The 15,104-nt window shown below is 72.6% G+C and carries 13 protein-coding genes and 1 pseudogene; 4 read left to right on the plus strand and 10 right to left on the minus strand.

From position 1 onward, the window contains the following. Positions 1-77: 77 nt before the first annotated feature. Together FPV26_RS03285 and FPV26_RS03290 are read right to left on the minus strand one after the other, a co-directional pair. Entirely contained in the window at positions 78-1,358 is a 1,281-nt protein-coding gene (locus FPV26_RS03285) for a sensor histidine kinase (protein WP_147652277.1), read from the minus strand. A gap of 25 nt (positions 1,359-1,383) precedes the next feature. Next, entirely contained in the window at positions 1,384-2,097 is a 714-nt protein-coding gene (locus tag FPV26_RS03290; RefSeq protein ID WP_147652278.1) for a response regulator transcription factor, read from the minus strand. Between the two features lie 119 nt (positions 2,098-2,216). Here FPV26_RS03290 and FPV26_RS03295 point away from each other — a divergent pair, with 119 nt between their 5' ends. Next, on the plus strand, positions 2,217-2,558 hold the full coding sequence (locus FPV26_RS03295; protein ID WP_147652279.1) for a DMT family protein: 342 nt from the start codon (positions 2,217-2,219) through the stop codon (positions 2,556-2,558). A gap of 130 nt (positions 2,559-2,688) precedes the next feature. Here the strand turns inward: FPV26_RS03295 and FPV26_RS03300 are convergent, their stop codons facing one another. The 4 genes from FPV26_RS03300 to nudE all read right to left on the minus strand — a co-directional run bounded on the left by FPV26_RS03300 (position 2,689) and on the right by nudE (position 5,400). Then, positions 2,689-2,994, minus strand: a complete 306-nt coding sequence (locus FPV26_RS03300; RefSeq protein ID WP_147652280.1) for an Mpo1-like protein — start codon at positions 2,992-2,994, stop codon at positions 2,689-2,691. Positions 2,995-3,037: 43 nt separating this feature from the next. After that, positions 3,038-3,874, minus strand: a complete 837-nt coding sequence (gene mazG, locus FPV26_RS03305) for a nucleoside triphosphate pyrophosphohydrolase (RefSeq protein ID WP_147652281.1) — start codon at positions 3,872-3,874, stop codon at positions 3,038-3,040. Between the two features lie 186 nt (positions 3,875-4,060). Beyond that, on the minus strand, positions 4,061-4,855 hold the full coding sequence (cysQ, locus tag FPV26_RS03310; RefSeq protein ID WP_147652282.1) for a 3'(2'),5'-bisphosphate nucleotidase CysQ: 795 nt from the start codon (positions 4,853-4,855) through the stop codon (positions 4,061-4,063). After that, a complete protein-coding gene (gene nudE / locus FPV26_RS03315) occupies positions 4,852-5,400 on the minus strand; it encodes an ADP compounds hydrolase NudE (protein WP_147652283.1) in 549 nt (182 codons plus the stop codon). The genes cysQ and nudE overlap by 4 nt, the downstream gene beginning before the upstream one ends. Positions 5,401-5,439: 39 nt before the next feature. On the opposite strand from nudE, the gene bioA reads away from it, so the two are divergent. After that, a complete protein-coding gene (bioA, locus tag FPV26_RS03320; protein ID WP_181952544.1) occupies positions 5,440-6,864 on the plus strand; it encodes an adenosylmethionine--8-amino-7-oxononanoate transaminase in 1,425 nt (474 codons plus the stop codon). After that, entirely contained in the window at positions 6,855-7,589 is a 735-nt protein-coding gene (locus tag FPV26_RS03325; protein ID WP_147652285.1) for a 16S rRNA (uracil(1498)-N(3))-methyltransferase, read from the plus strand. Before bioA ends, FPV26_RS03325 begins: the two co-directional genes overlap by 10 nt. 27 nt (positions 7,590-7,616) lie before the next feature. Here FPV26_RS03325 and FPV26_RS03330 read toward each other — a convergent pair whose 3' ends face one another. From FPV26_RS03330 to FPV26_RS12995, 3 genes are read right to left on the minus strand one after another with little or no spacing between them, the layout of a single operon-like run. Further along, entirely contained in the window at positions 7,617-8,093 is a 477-nt protein-coding gene (locus tag FPV26_RS03330; RefSeq protein WP_147652286.1) for a chemotaxis protein CheW, read from the minus strand. A 30-nt stretch (positions 8,094-8,123) separates the two neighbouring features. Continuing rightward, positions 8,124-9,278: a chemotaxis protein CheB gene (locus tag FPV26_RS03335; RefSeq protein WP_147652287.1), complete on the minus strand. Its 1,155-nt coding sequence runs from the start codon at positions 9,276-9,278 to the stop codon at positions 8,124-8,126. Continuing rightward, the gene (locus FPV26_RS12995; RefSeq protein WP_425473042.1) at positions 9,271-11,589 is read right to left on the minus strand and encodes a response regulator; all 2,319 of its coding nucleotides are present in this window, start codon (positions 11,587-11,589) and stop codon (positions 9,271-9,273) included. Before FPV26_RS12995 ends, FPV26_RS03335 begins: the two co-directional genes overlap by 8 nt. Before the next feature lie 197 nt (positions 11,590-11,786). On the opposite strand from FPV26_RS12995, the gene FPV26_RS13000 reads away from it, so the two are divergent. After that, the gene (locus tag FPV26_RS13000; protein WP_425473043.1) at positions 11,787-12,230 is read left to right on the plus strand and encodes a pentapeptide repeat-containing protein; all 444 of its coding nucleotides are present in this window, start codon (positions 11,787-11,789) and stop codon (positions 12,228-12,230) included. 688 nt (positions 12,231-12,918) lie between these two features. On the opposite strand, the pseudogene FPV26_RS13005 reads toward FPV26_RS13000, so the two are convergent. Further along, positions 12,919-15,093 (minus strand): annotated as a pseudogene (locus FPV26_RS13005) (FimL-related protein); the annotation flags it as partial. Between the last annotated feature and the right edge of the window lie 11 nt (positions 15,094-15,104).

A 15,104-nucleotide genomic window follows, 5' to 3' on the forward strand; every position in this document is an offset into this window, starting at 1 on the left:
CAGCAGAACGAGGACTGGGCGGATGCGGCGCATGGGAGCCTCCGGCGGCAAGGCCGACAGCATAGCCCCGGCCGGCTTCAGCCGAAGTGGATCGTCACCTCGGTTCCGGCCCCCGGCGCGCTGTGCAGCTGCACCGGCCAGCCGAAGCGCTCACCGAGGCGGTGCACGATGGACAGGCCCAGCCCCTTGCGCCCCGCGGCCCCCGTGCCGTCCGCGCCGCCACGGTAGAACGGATCGAAGGCGCGCGCCGCCGTGGCCGCGTCCATGCCGGGGCCGGTGTCGCGGACGCTGAGCCGGTCGGCACCGATCCGGACCTCGATCTCGCCGCGCTCGGTGAAGCGCGCCGCGTTCTCGAGCAGGTTGCCGAGCATCACCCCGAGCACGCGCGGCGGCGCATGCAGCACCGGCGAGGCCTCGGCGACCACGCGCAGCTCCACCGGCTTGTCGGCGAGCAGGGGCCGCACCTTCTCGACCTCGGCCTGCACCACCCCGGCCACGGCGAAATCCTCGCTCAGCGGCTCGACCTCGGCTTCGCGCGCCAGGATCAGGAAGGCATCGATCACCGCCTCCATGTCGCGCGCGGCATGCTGGATGCGTTGCAGCGAACGGCGGCCGCGCTCGGACAGCGGCTCGCGGTCGAGCAGGTCGGTGCCGACCCGGACCACGGTCAGCGGGGTGCGCAGTTCGTGGCTGGCGTCGCGGGTGAAGTTGCGCTCGCGGGCGACGAACGCCTCGAGCCGGCGGCCGAGCGAATGCAGCGCACGCGCGAGCTGCTGGGTCTCGCCGTTGCGCACGTCGGCCGGCAGGCGCTCGGGCGCGAGCGCACCGATGTCGGGCTCGCGCGGGTCCCAGCGCGCCACCTCGCGCGCCAGCCAGTTCACCGGCGCCACCAGCCGCTGGGACAGGCGGTACATCAGCCACGACACCGCCAGCACCGCCAGCAGCGCGATCGCCACCGGCAGCACCACCAGCCCGTACAGCAGTTCGTTGACCAGGCTGCGCTGGTACACCAGGTACAAGGTGCCGGCAGGACGGCGCTCGACCCGCACCAGGGCATCGCGACCGGACAGGTCGTGGTAGCCCGCCGGCAGCGCGGCGATCCCGGCCGGCAGGCCTTCGGCGCCGACCCCGGCCGGGACGAACCAGCCGCGCACCAGCCGCGTGTTCGGCACCGGATGCACCGGATCGGCCGCGCGCATCTCGAAGAAGTGGGCCGCCTCGGCGGCCGAGGCCTTGCGCACGTAGCTGCGCTCGATCACCGACGACACCGCCCAGCCGCCGAGCACGACGGCGAGGCTGACGCCGAACACCTGCAGCAGGAACGCGACCCGGACCCGGCGCGGCAGCGCGTGGCTCATGGCGCCCCCTGCCCGCCCCGGCCGTTCAGTTGTTGGGTTGCTCGAGGTCGGCGATCCGGTAGCCGGCGCTCTGCACGGTGTGCAGCAGCGGCTTGCCGAACGGCTTGTCGATGGTCTTGCGCAGGTTGTACAGGTGGCTGCGCAGGGTGTCCGAGTCGGGCAGGCCGTTGCCCCAGATCTCGCGTTCGATCTCCTGGCGGCTGACCACGCGCGGCGACTCGCGCATCAGGATCGTGAGCAGCTTCAATCCGATCGGCGAGAGCTGCAGTTCGGTGCCGCCGCGGGTCACGCGCAGGCTGGCCGGGTCGAGCACCAGGTCGCCGACCTTGAGCACCTCGGCGCCGACCTGGCGGCGTTCGCGGCGGATCAGGGCGCGCAGGCGCGCCTCCAGTTCCTGGATCGCGAACGGCTTGGTCAGGTAGTCGTCGGCGCCGGCGCCCAGGCCGGTGAGCTTCTCGTCGAGGGTGTCGCGCGCGGTCAGCATCAGCACCGGGGTGGAACGGCGCGCCTCCTCGCGCAACTTGCGGCACACCTCCACGCCGTCCAGGCGCGGCAGCATCAGGTCCAGGACGATGACGTCGTAGGTGTTCTCGGTCGCCAGGCGGTAGCCGTCGAGGCCGTCGGCGGCGTAGTCCACCTCGAAGCCGCGGGTTTCGAGGTATTCGCCCACCATCTCGGAAATGTTGCGGTTGTCCTCGACGATGAGGACGAGCCCGGCCGGTTCGGCGTCGTTGCGCATGTCGCCTCCTGAACGAAGGGTACAGGGCTGTCTTCAGGTTTGTGAAAGCTGCCGGCGCGGGGGTGGAGAGGGCGTGAAGGCGGTAGGCTTGCGCGCCCGGTCCCGCCATTTCGTCCGCCATGCCGTTCGAGCGCTACCTGCCGGTCCTGCTCCTGGTCGGTTCCAACGTGTTCATGACCTTCGCCTGGTACGGGCACCTGAAGGACAAGTCGGCGCCGCTGCCGTCGGTGATCCTGGCCAGCTGGGGGATCGCGCTGTTCGAGTACCTGCTGATGGTGCCGGCCAACCGGATCGGCCACGCGGTGTACTCGGCGCCGCAGCTCAAGGGACTGCAGGAAGTGATCACCCTGCTGGTCTTCGCCGGTTTCTCGACCTGGTACCTGGGGCAGCCGCTGAAATGGAACCACTGGGCCGGCTTCTGCCTGATCGTGGCGGCGGCCTGGCTGATTTTCCTGGAGTAAGGCGCGGGGCCTCCTTCGCCGCTTGCGGGAAGGGGCGTGTTCCTGTCGCTTCGGGCGGGGGCGCCGGTATGCCTGGGGTGGGGTTCGCCGCGTGGGCTCCGCGTCCGGCTCCGACACGCGGCCCCGCGCCCTAGAACCGGATCTTCCCGCTCAGGATGTCCTTGAACATCACCCAGTCGCCGGCGAAGGAATAGAACGGGTGCCGGAACGTCGCCGGGCGGTTCTTCTCGAAGAAGAAATGCCCGACCCACGCGAAACCGTAGCCGGCCGCGAGCGCGGCGAGCAGCCACCAGGGATTGCCCTGCACGACCGCCAGCGCGACCAGCGCCAGCGCCACGCAACTGCCGATGAAATGCAGGCGCCGGCAGGTGCGGTTGCGGTGCTCGCCCAGATAGAACGGATAGAACTCGCGGAAACTGGAGAATCGCTGCGTCATGGTGCCCTCCCCGCTCCGGGATCCGCCGGGGACCGGCCCGTGCTCAGGACGACGGCCCCTGCCCCTGCTCCGCCGCCTTGGCGCGGTCCCAGTACCGATCCTGCCCCTCCAGCGGCAGCGCGGCAAGCTCCACGCCCTCGGCCGCGGCCAGCGCCTCCATCGCCCGGAACCGGCGCTCGAACTTGAGATTGGCCCGGCGCAGCGCGCTGCCCACGTCCACCTTCGCGTGCCGGGCCAGGTTGGCGCACACGAACAGCACATCGCCGATCTCGTCCTCGAGCTTGTCGCGCGCGGCCGCATCGTCGGGATCGGCGGCGAGCGCCGCGAACTCGGCGCGCACCTCCTCGATCTCCTCGTGCAGCTTGGCGATCACCGGCTCCGGCCCCGGCCAGTCGAAACCGACCTTGGCCGCCTTGTGCTGCAGCTTCACCGCCCGCTGCCACTCCGGCAGGCCGCGGGCGATGCCCGCGAGCGCGGAAGTGTCGCCGTCGCCGTTGGCCGCGCGCTCGGCGCGCTTGTGCTCCTCCCAGGCCCGGGTCTGGGCCGCGGCGTCGGCCACCGTCGCGTCGCCGAACACGTGCGGATGCCGGCGCACCATCTTGTCGCAGATCGCCGCGACCACGTCGCCGAACGCGAACGCCCCCTGCTCCTCGGCCATGCGCGCATGGAACACCACCTGCAGCAACAGGTCGCCGAGCTCCTCCTTCAACGCCGCCAGGTCGCCGCGGTCGATCGCGTCGGCGACCTCGTAGGCCTCCTCGATCGTGTACGGGGCGATGGTGGCGAAGCTCTGCTGCACGTCCCACGGGCAGCCGCGCTGCGGGTCGCGCAGCCGGGCCATGATTTCGAGCAGCCGATCCATTGGGTGAGGTGTGTTCATGTCGTCGTGTTGGAGGAACGGGTTTTTGGACGCGGATCAACGCGGATCAAACAACACTTTCCCGGACAAGCGCCCCATCGGATGGCAACGGCATGCCCCAACGGCAGTGACGCGTGCCGAGACCCTTCTCCAAGCAGGCTTTATCCGTGTGCATCCGCGTTGATCCGCGTCAAAACCGCTTCAAAATCAAACCCACTCCCGCCACGGCAACTGCGGGTCGCCCAGGGCGATGAAATCGCCGTTGAGCAGGGTTTCGCGCTGGTTGTAGCGCAGCGGACGGCCCTTGGGGTCGAGCACCACGCCGCCGGCGGCCTCGAGCACACACTGGCCGGCGGCGGTGTCCCATTCGCTGGTCGGGCCGAAGCGCGGATACACGTCCATCGCGCCCTCGGCCAGCATGCAAAACTTCAGCGACGAGCCGATCCCGACCGGTTCGATCCTGCCCATGCGCTGCAGGAATGCCTCGGTGCGGGCGTCGCGGTGCGAGCGGCTGGCGGCCACGCGCAGCGGCGCCACCGCCGGCACCCGGGTGCGCAGGCGGATGTCGCGGCCGTCCTCGCGCCGGAACGCGCCGACCTCGCGCATGGCGTGCCACAGCCGCCCGCCCACCGGCTGCAGCACGATGCCGAACACCGGCACGCCGTGCTCGACCAGGGCCAGGTTCACGGTGAACTCGCCGTTGCGCTTGATGAACTCGCGGGTGCCGTCGAGCGGATCCACCAGCCACAGCCGCGGCCAGTCCGCGCGCACGCGCCATGGCGCGTCCTCCGCCGCCTCCTCGGACAGCACCGGGATGTCGGGCGTGAGCCGTTCCAGGCCCTCGACCAGGATCCGGTGCGCGGCCAGGTCGGCCGCGGTCAGCGGGCTGGCGTCGGCCTTGTGCTCGACCGCGAAGGCGCTGTCGTAGATGCCCAGGATCGCGGCGGCGGCGTCGCGCGCCAGGGCGATCGCGGTCTCGCGGAAGGCCTCGGTCAGCCTCATCGGCAATGCCTCAGCCATTCGCGGGCGATGAACAGTGCCGCGATCGAGCGGCCCTCGGAGAAATCCTCGCGCAGGATCAGCTCGTGCAGCGCTTCGAGCTTCCACGGCACGACCTCGGGCGGCTCGGGCTCGTCGCCCGGCAGCCGCTCCGGATACAGGTCGCGCGCCAGCACCAGCTGGGTCTGGTGGCTCATGTAGGTCGGCGCCAGGGTCAGCGGGCGCAGCACCTGCAGCGAGCGTGCGCCGTAGCCCGCTTCCTCCTTCAGCTCGCGGTTGGCGGCCTCGAGCGCGGTCTCGCCGGGGTCGATGCGGCCCTTGACCAGGCCGAGCTCGTAGCGGTGCACGCCGGCGGCGTACTCGCGCACCAGCAGCACCGTGTCCGGGTCGAGCAGCGGCACCACCACCACCGCGCCGTGGCCGCGCCCGTGCAGGCGTTCGTAGCGGCGGCGCTCGCCGTTGCTGAACTCCAGGTCGAGCCGTTCCATCCGGTAGGGCCCGGCGTCGTGCTCGGTGATGCCGTGGATGGTGGGCAGGGGGCGGGACATGGGGCTGAGGGCTGGGGGTGCATGCCCGATAATGCCGGCATGCAGGACATTTCCCGGACGTTTCCCATCATATCGGACAGCGACCGCTGGCGAGCCCGCGACCTGGCGGTGCTGTGGCACCCGTGCACGCAGATGCGCGAGCACCCGGACCTGCTGCCGCTGGTGCCGGTGGCGCGCGGCGACGGCGCCTGGCTGGTCGGCCACGACGGCCGCCGCTGGCTGGACGCGGTGTCGAGCTGGTGGACCAACCTGCACGGCCATGCCGAACCGCGCATCGCGGCCGCGGTCGCGGCGCAGGCGCGCACGCTGGAGCAGGTGATCCTGGCCGGTTTCTCGCATCCGCCGGCGGTGGAACTGGCCGAGCGCCTGCTCGCCCTGGTCCCGCGCGAGCCGGGGCGCGCGCCGCTGGCCAAGGTGTTCTATGCCGACAACGGCTCGGCCGGCGTGGAAGTGGCGCTGAAGATGGCCTTCCACTGGTTCCGCAACCGCGGCGAGACCCGGCGCACCAGATTCGTGGCGCTCGAGAACGGCTACCACGGCGAAACCCTCGGCGCGCTCGCGGTCGGCGACATCCCGCTGTACCGGCGGGTGTACGCGCCGCTGCTGGCCGAGGCCCTGTTCGCGCCCTCGCCCGACGCGTACCTGGCCGAACCCGGCGAAGGCCCGGCCGGACGCGCCGAGCGCGCGGCCGGGGCGCTGGCCGAGCTGCTCGACCGCCACGGCGGCGAGGTCTGCGCGCTGATCCTGGAACCGCGCGTGCAATGCGCCGGCGGCATGCGCATGCACGATCCGCTGTACCTGCGCCGCGTGCGCGAGCTGTGCGACGCGCACGGCATCTTCCTGATCGCCGACGAGATCGCGGTCGGTTTCGGCCGTACCGGGACGCTGTTCGCCTGCGAGCAGGCGCCCGCCGCCGGCGACGGGCCGGGCGGCATCCAGCCCGACCTGATGTGCGTGTCCAAGGGCCTCACCGGCGGCTTCCTGCCGCTGGCGGCGGTGCTGGCGACGCAGGCGATCTACGACGGCTTCCTCGACGACTCGCGCGAGCGCGCGTTCCTGCATTCGCACAGCTACACCGGCAATCCGCTCGCCTGCGCGGCGGGGCTGGCCTCGCTGGAGATCCTCGAACAGGACCGGGTGCTGGAGCGCAACCGCGCCACCGCCGCGCGCATGGCCGAACTCGCCGCGCCGCTGGCGGAGCTGCCGCACGTGGCCGAGGTGCGCCAGGCGGGGATGATCCTGGCCTTCGAGCTGACCCGGAACGGCGACCGCCGCACCCCGTTCGAGCCCGCGCTGCGCGTGGGCCTGCGCGCCTACCGCGCCGCGATCGCGCGCGGGGTGCTGCTGCGCCCCCTGGGCGACGTGCTGTACTGGATGCCGCCGTACTGCGTGGACGAGGCACAGCTCGCGCTGCTCGCACAGGTCACGCGCGAGGCGATCGAGGAGGCCACCGCATGCGCCTGACCCGGGTGCACGTGGACGCGCCGCTCGCGCCCGGCGCGCGGGTGGCGCTGCCGGAGGCCGCCGCCACGCACCTCGCGCGGGTGCTGCGCCTGCAGCCGGGCGATGCCTGCGTGCTGTTCAACGGCGACGGCCACGACTACGACGCCGTGCTGACCGCGGTCGGCAAGCGCGGGGCCGAAGCCGAGGTGGCCGCGGCACGCGCGGTGGAGAACGAATCGCCGCTGCGGCTGGTGCTGCTGCAGGGCATCGCCCGCGGCGAGAAGATGGACTGGATCCTGCAGAAGGCCACCGAGCTCGGCGTGGCCGGGTTCGTGCCGGTGCACAGCGAGCGCAGCGAGGTGCGGCTCGACGCGGAGCGCGCCAGCAAGCGCCTGGCGCACTGGCGCGGGGTGGTGGTGGCCGCCTGCGAACAGTGCGGGCGGGCGCGGGTACCGGACGTCGCCGCGCCGCTGCCGCTGGCGCAGGCGCTCGCGGCGCTGCCGGACGGGGCGCGTTTCCTGCTCGATCCGCAGGCGGCGGCGGGCGTGGCGGGCGTCGCGCCCGATCCGCGCGCGCCCTGCGTGCTCGCCATCGGCCCCGAGGGCGGCTGGTCGCCGCGCGACCGCGCGCTGCTGCATGCCGCCGGATTCCGCGGCCTGCGCCTGGGACCGCGCGTGCTGCGCACCGAGACCGCCGGGATCGCCGCGATCGCGGCGCTGCAGGCGCGGTGCGGGGACTTGGCCTGAGGCCGCGGCCCCGCCGGGCTCGGGCGCTCAGGCCGCCTGCTTCAACGCGTCCTTGATCAGCTGCTCGAGCTGCGCCAGGTCGGGCAGCAGGGCCGCGTCCTCGCGCAGCATCACCCGCTGCAGCACCGCCGGCGGCAGTTCGCCCTGCTCGTCCTCCGCCACCAGCGCATCGCGCGCGACCGTGACCAGGCGCGGGAAGCCCTGGGTCAGCAGGGCGAAGTACGGAAAGCGCGGGTCGCCGCCCAGCGCCTTGAGCACCAGCACCTTGCTACCCAGGCCGCCCTGCTCCTCGGCGTTGCCGCCCAGGCGCGCGAACGCCACCATCGGCAGCAGCCAGCCGCGCCAGCGGATGCGGCCCAGCAGCCAGTCGGGCGCCCCCGGGATCGGCTCGGGGTCGGCGTAGGACAGCACCTCGGCGATGGTGGCGTTGGGCAGCAGCAGGCGCGCGCCGGCGATCTGGATCAGCACGCCGCGGATGTCTTGGCTCTGGTTGGACATGGACAGCTCGCTCGGATGGGCTCGGGCGTGTGTGGATCAGGCCGGCCAGCGTTGCCGGAGCAACCCGACCAGGTCGGACGGCGTGGCCGCCTGTCCGCCGCGTGCGATGAGTTCGGCCGGCGCGGCCGGGTCGTAGCAGCCCTCCGGGGTCTGGCCGAGGATCAACGCGCCGCGACTGGCATGGCGCAGAGCCGGCTCGACCTGGGCCGGGTCGGCGCCGCTGAGCATGACGATGGCGCTGTCGGAGGGCGGCAACCCGGCGAGCAGGTCGCCGCCGGCGACGAAGCGCAAGCCCTCCCCCGTGGCTTCGACCCCCAGCTCCGGCGGCACGACGTATACCTGACCGCGCTGGACCACGGCTCCGACCTCGGCCAGCTGCACCGGCAAGGCACTGGCCCGGGCCATCTGCTGCACCAGCCGGTCGTAGCGGCCACCGTCCAGGCGCTGGCTGACCAGCAGTGGACGGGGGAAATCGGCCGGCACCGCCGAGAGCAACTGGCGGATCGCATCCGGCCCGCCAATGCCGCCGAATACCAGCACCGCGCCCCGCACGGTGTCGGGGCCATGCGCCACGGGCGGGGGCGGTGGCCCCTCCTCCAGTTCGAGCGCTGCGATCCGCTGCTCCAGCTCGGCCAGGTCGCGGGCGAAGCGGCCGGACGCGGCCGGCACCTCAGTCACCACCGGAGCGGCGGCGGCCTCGTCGAAATCGAGCGCGTTGATGTCGTCGGTGAGGGCCAGGCCGGCGAAGGCGGGGGCGGCCGGTGCAAGCTCTGCCCCCGCGGGCGTCGGCGCGGGCGGCGCCCAGGCTTCCGCTTCGCCCTCGGCAGGAGCCGTGTCCGCCGCGGGCGGCAATACATTGCCGTGACCGTACAGCTTGGCCGCCAGATGCCGCACCCAGCGCGCCGCGTCCCAGCCTTCGCGGCGGGCGGCGAGCTCGGCCTCGTCGTAGATCACTTCGATCGCCGGGTCGCCTAGCACCGCATCGAGGCGGTCGAGCGCGTCCTCGACCACGGGGTCGAGCGCGACCAGCACCGCCTGCGGCGCCGCGGCCGCCAGCACACCGGCGTCGGCGAGCTGACTCGGGTCGGCCTCGAACACCAGCTCCGCCCCGGCCTCACGCAATGCGACGCGCAGGCGCTCGCACGCCTCTCCCGGCCGCGCCAGCAACGCCACACGCCGGGACTCAGGCATTGGCGCGCTCCTGGGCCAGCAGCTCGAACACGTTGCGCAGCAGCTCGTGCTCCTGGTACGGCTTGCCGAGGTAACGGTCCACGCCGATGTCGAACGCACGCTGGCGGTGCTTCTCGCCGGTCCGCGAGGTGATCATGATGATCGGCACGTTGCGCAGGCGCGCGTCGGCCTTCATCGCGGTGGCGAGCTCGTAGCCGTCCATGCGCGGCATCTCGATGTCGAGCAGCATCAGGTCGGGCACGCGCTCGTCCATGCGCTCGAGCGCGTCCAGGCCGTCCTTCGCGGTCATCACCTCGAAGTTGTGGCGCTCGAGTACACGACCGGTGACCTTGCGCATCGTCACCGAGTCGTCCACCACCATCACCAGCGGCACGCGGCGCTGCTCGGCCGCCGGCGCCGGCGCGGCCTCGCGCGGCAGCGCGGCAGCGCGGCGCACCAGCGGCGCGACGTCGAGGATCACCACGACACTGCCGTCGCCCATGATCGTGGCACCGAAGATGCCGGGGATCGAGGCGACCTGCGGTCCGACCGGCTTGACCACGATTTCGCGGCTGCCGAGCACCTGGTCGATGCAGACCGCGGCGCGCAGCTCGCCGGAGCGGATCAACAGCAGCGGCATCTGCAGCTGGCCCTCGGCCTTGGCCGGGGCGTGGCCGACCAGCAGGCCGAGGTCGTGCAGCGCGTAGTCCTCGCCGCCGTAGCGGTAGCTCGCGTCCGCACGCCCGAGCTGGTCACGGCCAATGCGGCCCACGCCGCGCACCGAGGCGATCGGCACGGCGAAGGTGGTGTCGTCGATCCGGACGAACACCGCCTGGGTGACCGCCAGCGTCTGCGGCAGGCGCAGGGTGAAGGTGGTGCCCTCGCCTTTCTTCGAGCGGATGTCGAGCGAACCGCCGAGCTGGCGCACTTCCGCGGCGACCACGTCCATGCCGACGCCACGGCCGGCCAGGCGGCTGACGGTATCGGCGGTGGAGAAGCCGGACTCCAGGATCAGCGCATCGAGGTCGGAATCGCTCAGCACCGCGCCCGGGCGGACCAGGCCACGCTCCTCGGCGCGCTTGCGGATCGCGGCGCGGTTCAGGCCGGCGCCGTCGTCGCCCACCTCGAGCACGACTTCGGAGCCTTCGCGGCGGACCGCGATCCGGACCACGCCTTCCTCGGGCTTGCCGGCCTTGCGCCGCACCTCCGGCGTCTCCAGGCCGTGGGCGACCGCGTTGCGCAGCATGTGCTCCAGCGGCGCGGTCATGCGCTCGAGCACGTTGCGGTCGAGCTCGCCCTGCGCGCCCTCGAGCTTGAGCTGTACCTGCTTGCCGGTCTCGGCCGCGGCCTGGCGCAGCACCCTGCGCAGGCGCGGCACCAGCGCGTCGAACGGCACCATGCGCGTGCGCATGAGGCCTTCCTGCAGGTCCGAACTCACCCGCGACTGCTGCAGCAGCAGGGTTTCGTACTGGCGGGTGAGGTCGTCCATCGAGCTCTGCAGGCTCGCCAGGTCGTTGGCGGTCTCCGCCAGCGCGCGCGAGAGCTGCTGCAGGGTCGAGAAGCGGTCGAGCTCGAGCGGGTCGAAGGTGTCGTCGGCGTCCTCGTGCTCGCGCTGGTAGCGGGCGATGATCTGCGCCTCGGTCTCGATCTCCAGGCGGCGCAGCTGGTCACGCAGACGGATGTTCGTCTGCTCCATTTCGGTCACCGCCGCACGGAACGCGCCCAGCTGCTGCTCCAGACGCGCGCGGTAGATCGCGACCTCGCCGGCATAGTTCACCAATCGGTCGAGCAGATCGGCGCGCACGCGCACTTGTTCCTGCGGAGCGCGGATGCCGACGTCCTCCTCCTCGCCGGCCAGCGCTTCGGTGATCGGCGCCGACAGCGGCTTGAGTTCGACCTTCGGCGCCGGCACCGGCTCGGCCGGGCGGGACGGGGCGGCCGCCGCGGTCTGGCCGCGCGCGCGCGCGTCGAACTCGGCGATCAGCGTCTCCGGCATGGCGATCGCGCGGCGCTTGCCGACGCGGGTCACCATCGCGTGCAGGCGGTCGAAGCCGCGCTCCAGCAGCGGGATGCCGTCCTGGCCGAGTTCGGTGCGGTGGTCCACCACCGCCTCGAGCAGCGACTCCATCACGTGGCCGAGTTCGCCGACCGCCATGATGCCGGCCATGCGCGCGCCGCCCTTGAGCGTGTGCAGGTCGCGCTGCAGGCCGACCAGCGGCTCGCGCTCCCCCGGCGCCTGGCGCAGTTGCGCCAGCAGGCCGTCGGCGTGGTCGAGCAGATCCACGCTCTCCTCGACGAAGATGTCCACGAGGTCGGCGTCGAGCTCGGTCATGTCGAGCGGTGCGTCCGGATCCTCGCCCCCACCGGCCGCAGCCTCGGCCAGCAGCTCGGCCACCGCCGGTTCGGGCTCCGCCGCGGGAACCGCTTCCTCGGCCGGGGGCGCCGCGGCTTCCGCCTCGCGCGCCGCCGCCGCTTCCGCCGCGGCCTGCTCGCGCGCCAGGCGCTCGGCTTCGTATTCGGCCTCCAGCCGTGCGTACTCCGCCTCCTCCTCGGCCTGGAGACGTTCGGCTTCGAGACGTTCGGCTTCGAGGCGTTCGGCTTCGAGGCGTTCGGCTTCGAGGCGTTCGGCTTCGAGACGTTCGGCTTCGAGACGTTCGGCTTCGAGACGTTCGGCTTCGAGACGTTCGGCTTCGAGACGTTCGGCTTCGAGACGTTCGGCTTCGAGACGTTCGGCTTCGAGGCGTTCGGCTTCGAGGCGTTCGGCTTCGAGACGTTCGGCTTCGAGACGTTCGGCTTCGAGGCGTTCGGCTTCGAGACGTTCGGCTTCGAGACGTTCGGCTTCGAGGACGTCCGCATCGAGCGCGAGCTGCGCCTCGAGCGCGGCGAAAGCATCGTCGGCAGCTTCGGCAGCCGGTTCCGTCTCCGGCTCGACCGTCTCCGGTGCGGCCGGCGCGACCTCGACCAGATCGGTGAAGGCACTCAGATCCAGCTCGTGCAGCGCGACATCTTCCTGCTCGTGTTCGTGCACCGGCTCGGGCTCGGCGCGGAACAGCGGCGCCTTCGCCTCGGGCAGGCTGTCGCAGAGGGCGGCAAGCTCGGCCGCGAGCGCATCCTGGCGCGGCACGCGCGGCGAGGGGCTCTGCAGGGCCTGGATCGTGCGCCGGATCGCCTCGGCAGTGGCGGCGATCGCGGCCACGCCAGCCTCGGTGGGCCGCTCGCCGGCGGCGAGCAGGCGCTTGACGTAGGCCTCGGCGGGTGTGGTGACGTCGGTGATGCACGGCACGTCGGCGGTGAGGAACGCGCCGTTCATGGTGTGGATGGCGCGCATCAGCGCCTCGTCGGCCGGTACCGGCGCCGTCTGCGCCTGGGCGAGCCAGACTTCCAGCGTGATCAGATGGCCGGTGACCTCGGCGGCGAGGATCTCGAGCAGCACCGGATCCACTGCGGCGGGGACGGCATCCTCGAACTCGACCGCCTCCGGCACCGCCTCGGCGACTGGCGCCGCCGCGGCCGGGACAGGTTCCGGCGCCGCCTCGACCACTGCCGCGGCCGGCGTGTACCAGGCCTCTTCGCCTGCGGCGAGACGGTCGGCTACTGCCTCCATGCCCGGCAGGTCGGCGCTCAGCGGCGCCTCGCCGCGCAGCGCGGCGTGCAGCTGCGGCAGGGTGTAGAACGCCTGGTCCACCATCGCGATGACGGCCGGGCTCGGCGGCCGCGTGCCGTCCAGCACGCGGTTGAGCATGTTCTCGATCTTCCAGCTGAACTCGCCCAGCGTCTTGGCGCCGACCAGGCGGCCGCTGCCCTTGAGGGTGTGGAACACGCGGCGGATCGGGCGCAGCTTCTCCAGGTCCTCCGGATGCGCGCGCCACGGCGGCAGCAGTTCGTCGAGGTGGCTGATCTCCTCCTCGAACTCCTCCAGGAAGACCTCGCGGATCTCGTCGTCAATGTCCTCGCTGGTCTCGAACCCGCCGGCAGCGGCCGGCATCGGCGCGGGCGGGTGCGGCGCGGGCGTCGGCGGCACGATGGCCGCGGCCTCGGGCCCGGGAGCCGGCACGGCTTCGACCGGAGCGGGAGGCGCGGGCGCCGCGACCGGTTCGACGGCCTCGGCCTCGGGCGCCGCCGGCGCCGGCGCGACGGCCGGTTCGGGCGGCAGCGGCCAGTAGCGCAGCGATTCCAGGCTCTGGCGCGCGATCTCCAGAATGTGGTCGCGGTTGCCGCGCTCCTCGCGCAGCGCCTCGAGGTAGTACTCGATGCTGGCCAGGGCGTCGGCGAGGGTGTCGAGCTGCTGGCCGTTGGGCACGCGCCGGCGGCCGAGCAGTTCGGCCTGGGTGTAACGGCGGATGGCGGTGAGGTAGTCGGCCGGCAGCGGCAGTTCGAGCATGCGCAGCGCGCCGGCCACTTCCTCGAGCAGGCGCGGCACTTCGGCCAGTTCGTTGTGGTCCCAGTTGGTCTCGACGAAGGCGACGAAGGCCTGGCGGGCGTCGCCGAAGTTGGCGATCGCCTCGCGCACCAGCACCTCGATCACCTTGCGCGTCTCGCTGGCGAGCAGATCCTCCCCGCCCTGGTCCGGCCGGCCCAGGCGCGCGACCTGGTCGTCGAGCGAGGCGTCCACGTACAGCAGGGCGCCGGCGATGTCGAGCAGCGCGCCTTCGTCGGCCGGGCGCTTGCCGCTGACGATCTCGTGCATCGCGTCGCGCTGCTGCAGCACGACGGTGCGGGCCATGCCCAGGCCGAGCATACCCAGCGTATCGGCGACGCTGGTCAGGGCCTGGACCTGCGGTTCGAGGTCGGACACGCCGGTCTGGCGGGTGCGCAGGTGCAGGTCGAGCGCGTCCTTGACCCGCAGCAGGTCCTCCTTGATCGCGGAGGACACGGTGTCGAGCAGGGCGCGGTTGTGGCCGCTGATGCCGGCGCGCGCGGCCTCGATCTCGGCCTGGGTGTGCAGGTAGGCGCCGAGGTCGAAGGTGCGGCGCAGCACGTCCACCGCGGGGTGCGGTTGCGCGCCCTGCGCGACGTGGTAGAGCAGCTGACGGGTCGGCTCGAAGGTGGCGTCCTCGCGCAGCACGCCGCCGGACTCGGCGATCTGGCGGGCTTCGCGTTCCACGCTCGCGAACGCCTGGCGCAGCGACTTCGACGGCGCCACCGCCCCGTCGCGCAGCGCGGCGGCGACCGAGGCGGCCACCCACAGCATGCGCCGCGCCGACTCCTGTTCGGTGCTCTCGAGCAGGCCCTCGAGGGCGCCGGCCAGCGCCGCCGGATTCGCCGGCGCGCCGCCTTCCGGCCACGCCGCGAGCGCATCGCGCAGGGCCGCGGCCTGCTGCACGGCGAGCTGCTGCCGGCTCTGCCGCGGCAGCGGCGTCGGCGCCGGCAGCGTCTCCGGCAGCGGCCGGTCCAGGCGCGGGGCGAACAGCACGCTCTCGCCGAGGCCGGCCTCGCCGCGCGCGGCGCGCAGGTCGTTGAGCAGCGGCAGCAGCACGATCGGGATGTCCTTGTGCCCGCCCTGCAGCCGCTCCAGGTAGTCGGGCAACTGCACCACGCCGCGCATCAGCGCGGTGCAGGCCTCGTCGCGGTCGGCGACCGCGGCCGCGCCCTCGTGCAGCGCACGCGCCAGCCGCTCCATCTCCTCGGCGACCATCGCCGGGGCGTACAGCTCCACCATCCGCAGCGTGCCCTGCACTTGGTGCAGCAGCGTGGCGCACTGGTGCATGCGCTCGCGGTCGCCCGGATTCTCGGCGAAGGCCTCGAGCTCGTGCCGCGCCTGGCGCAGCGTCTCGTCGAGCTCGGGCTTGATCCAGCCGAGCGTGGTGGTGTCAATGGCGTCACGCACGGCGGTCATCGCGCACCCCG

Origin of the sequence: Vulcaniibacterium gelatinicum (genome assembly GCF_008033445.1) — a bacterium.
Taxonomy (GTDB): domain Bacteria; phylum Pseudomonadota; class Gammaproteobacteria; order Xanthomonadales; family Xanthomonadaceae; genus Vulcaniibacterium_B; species Vulcaniibacterium_B gelatinicum.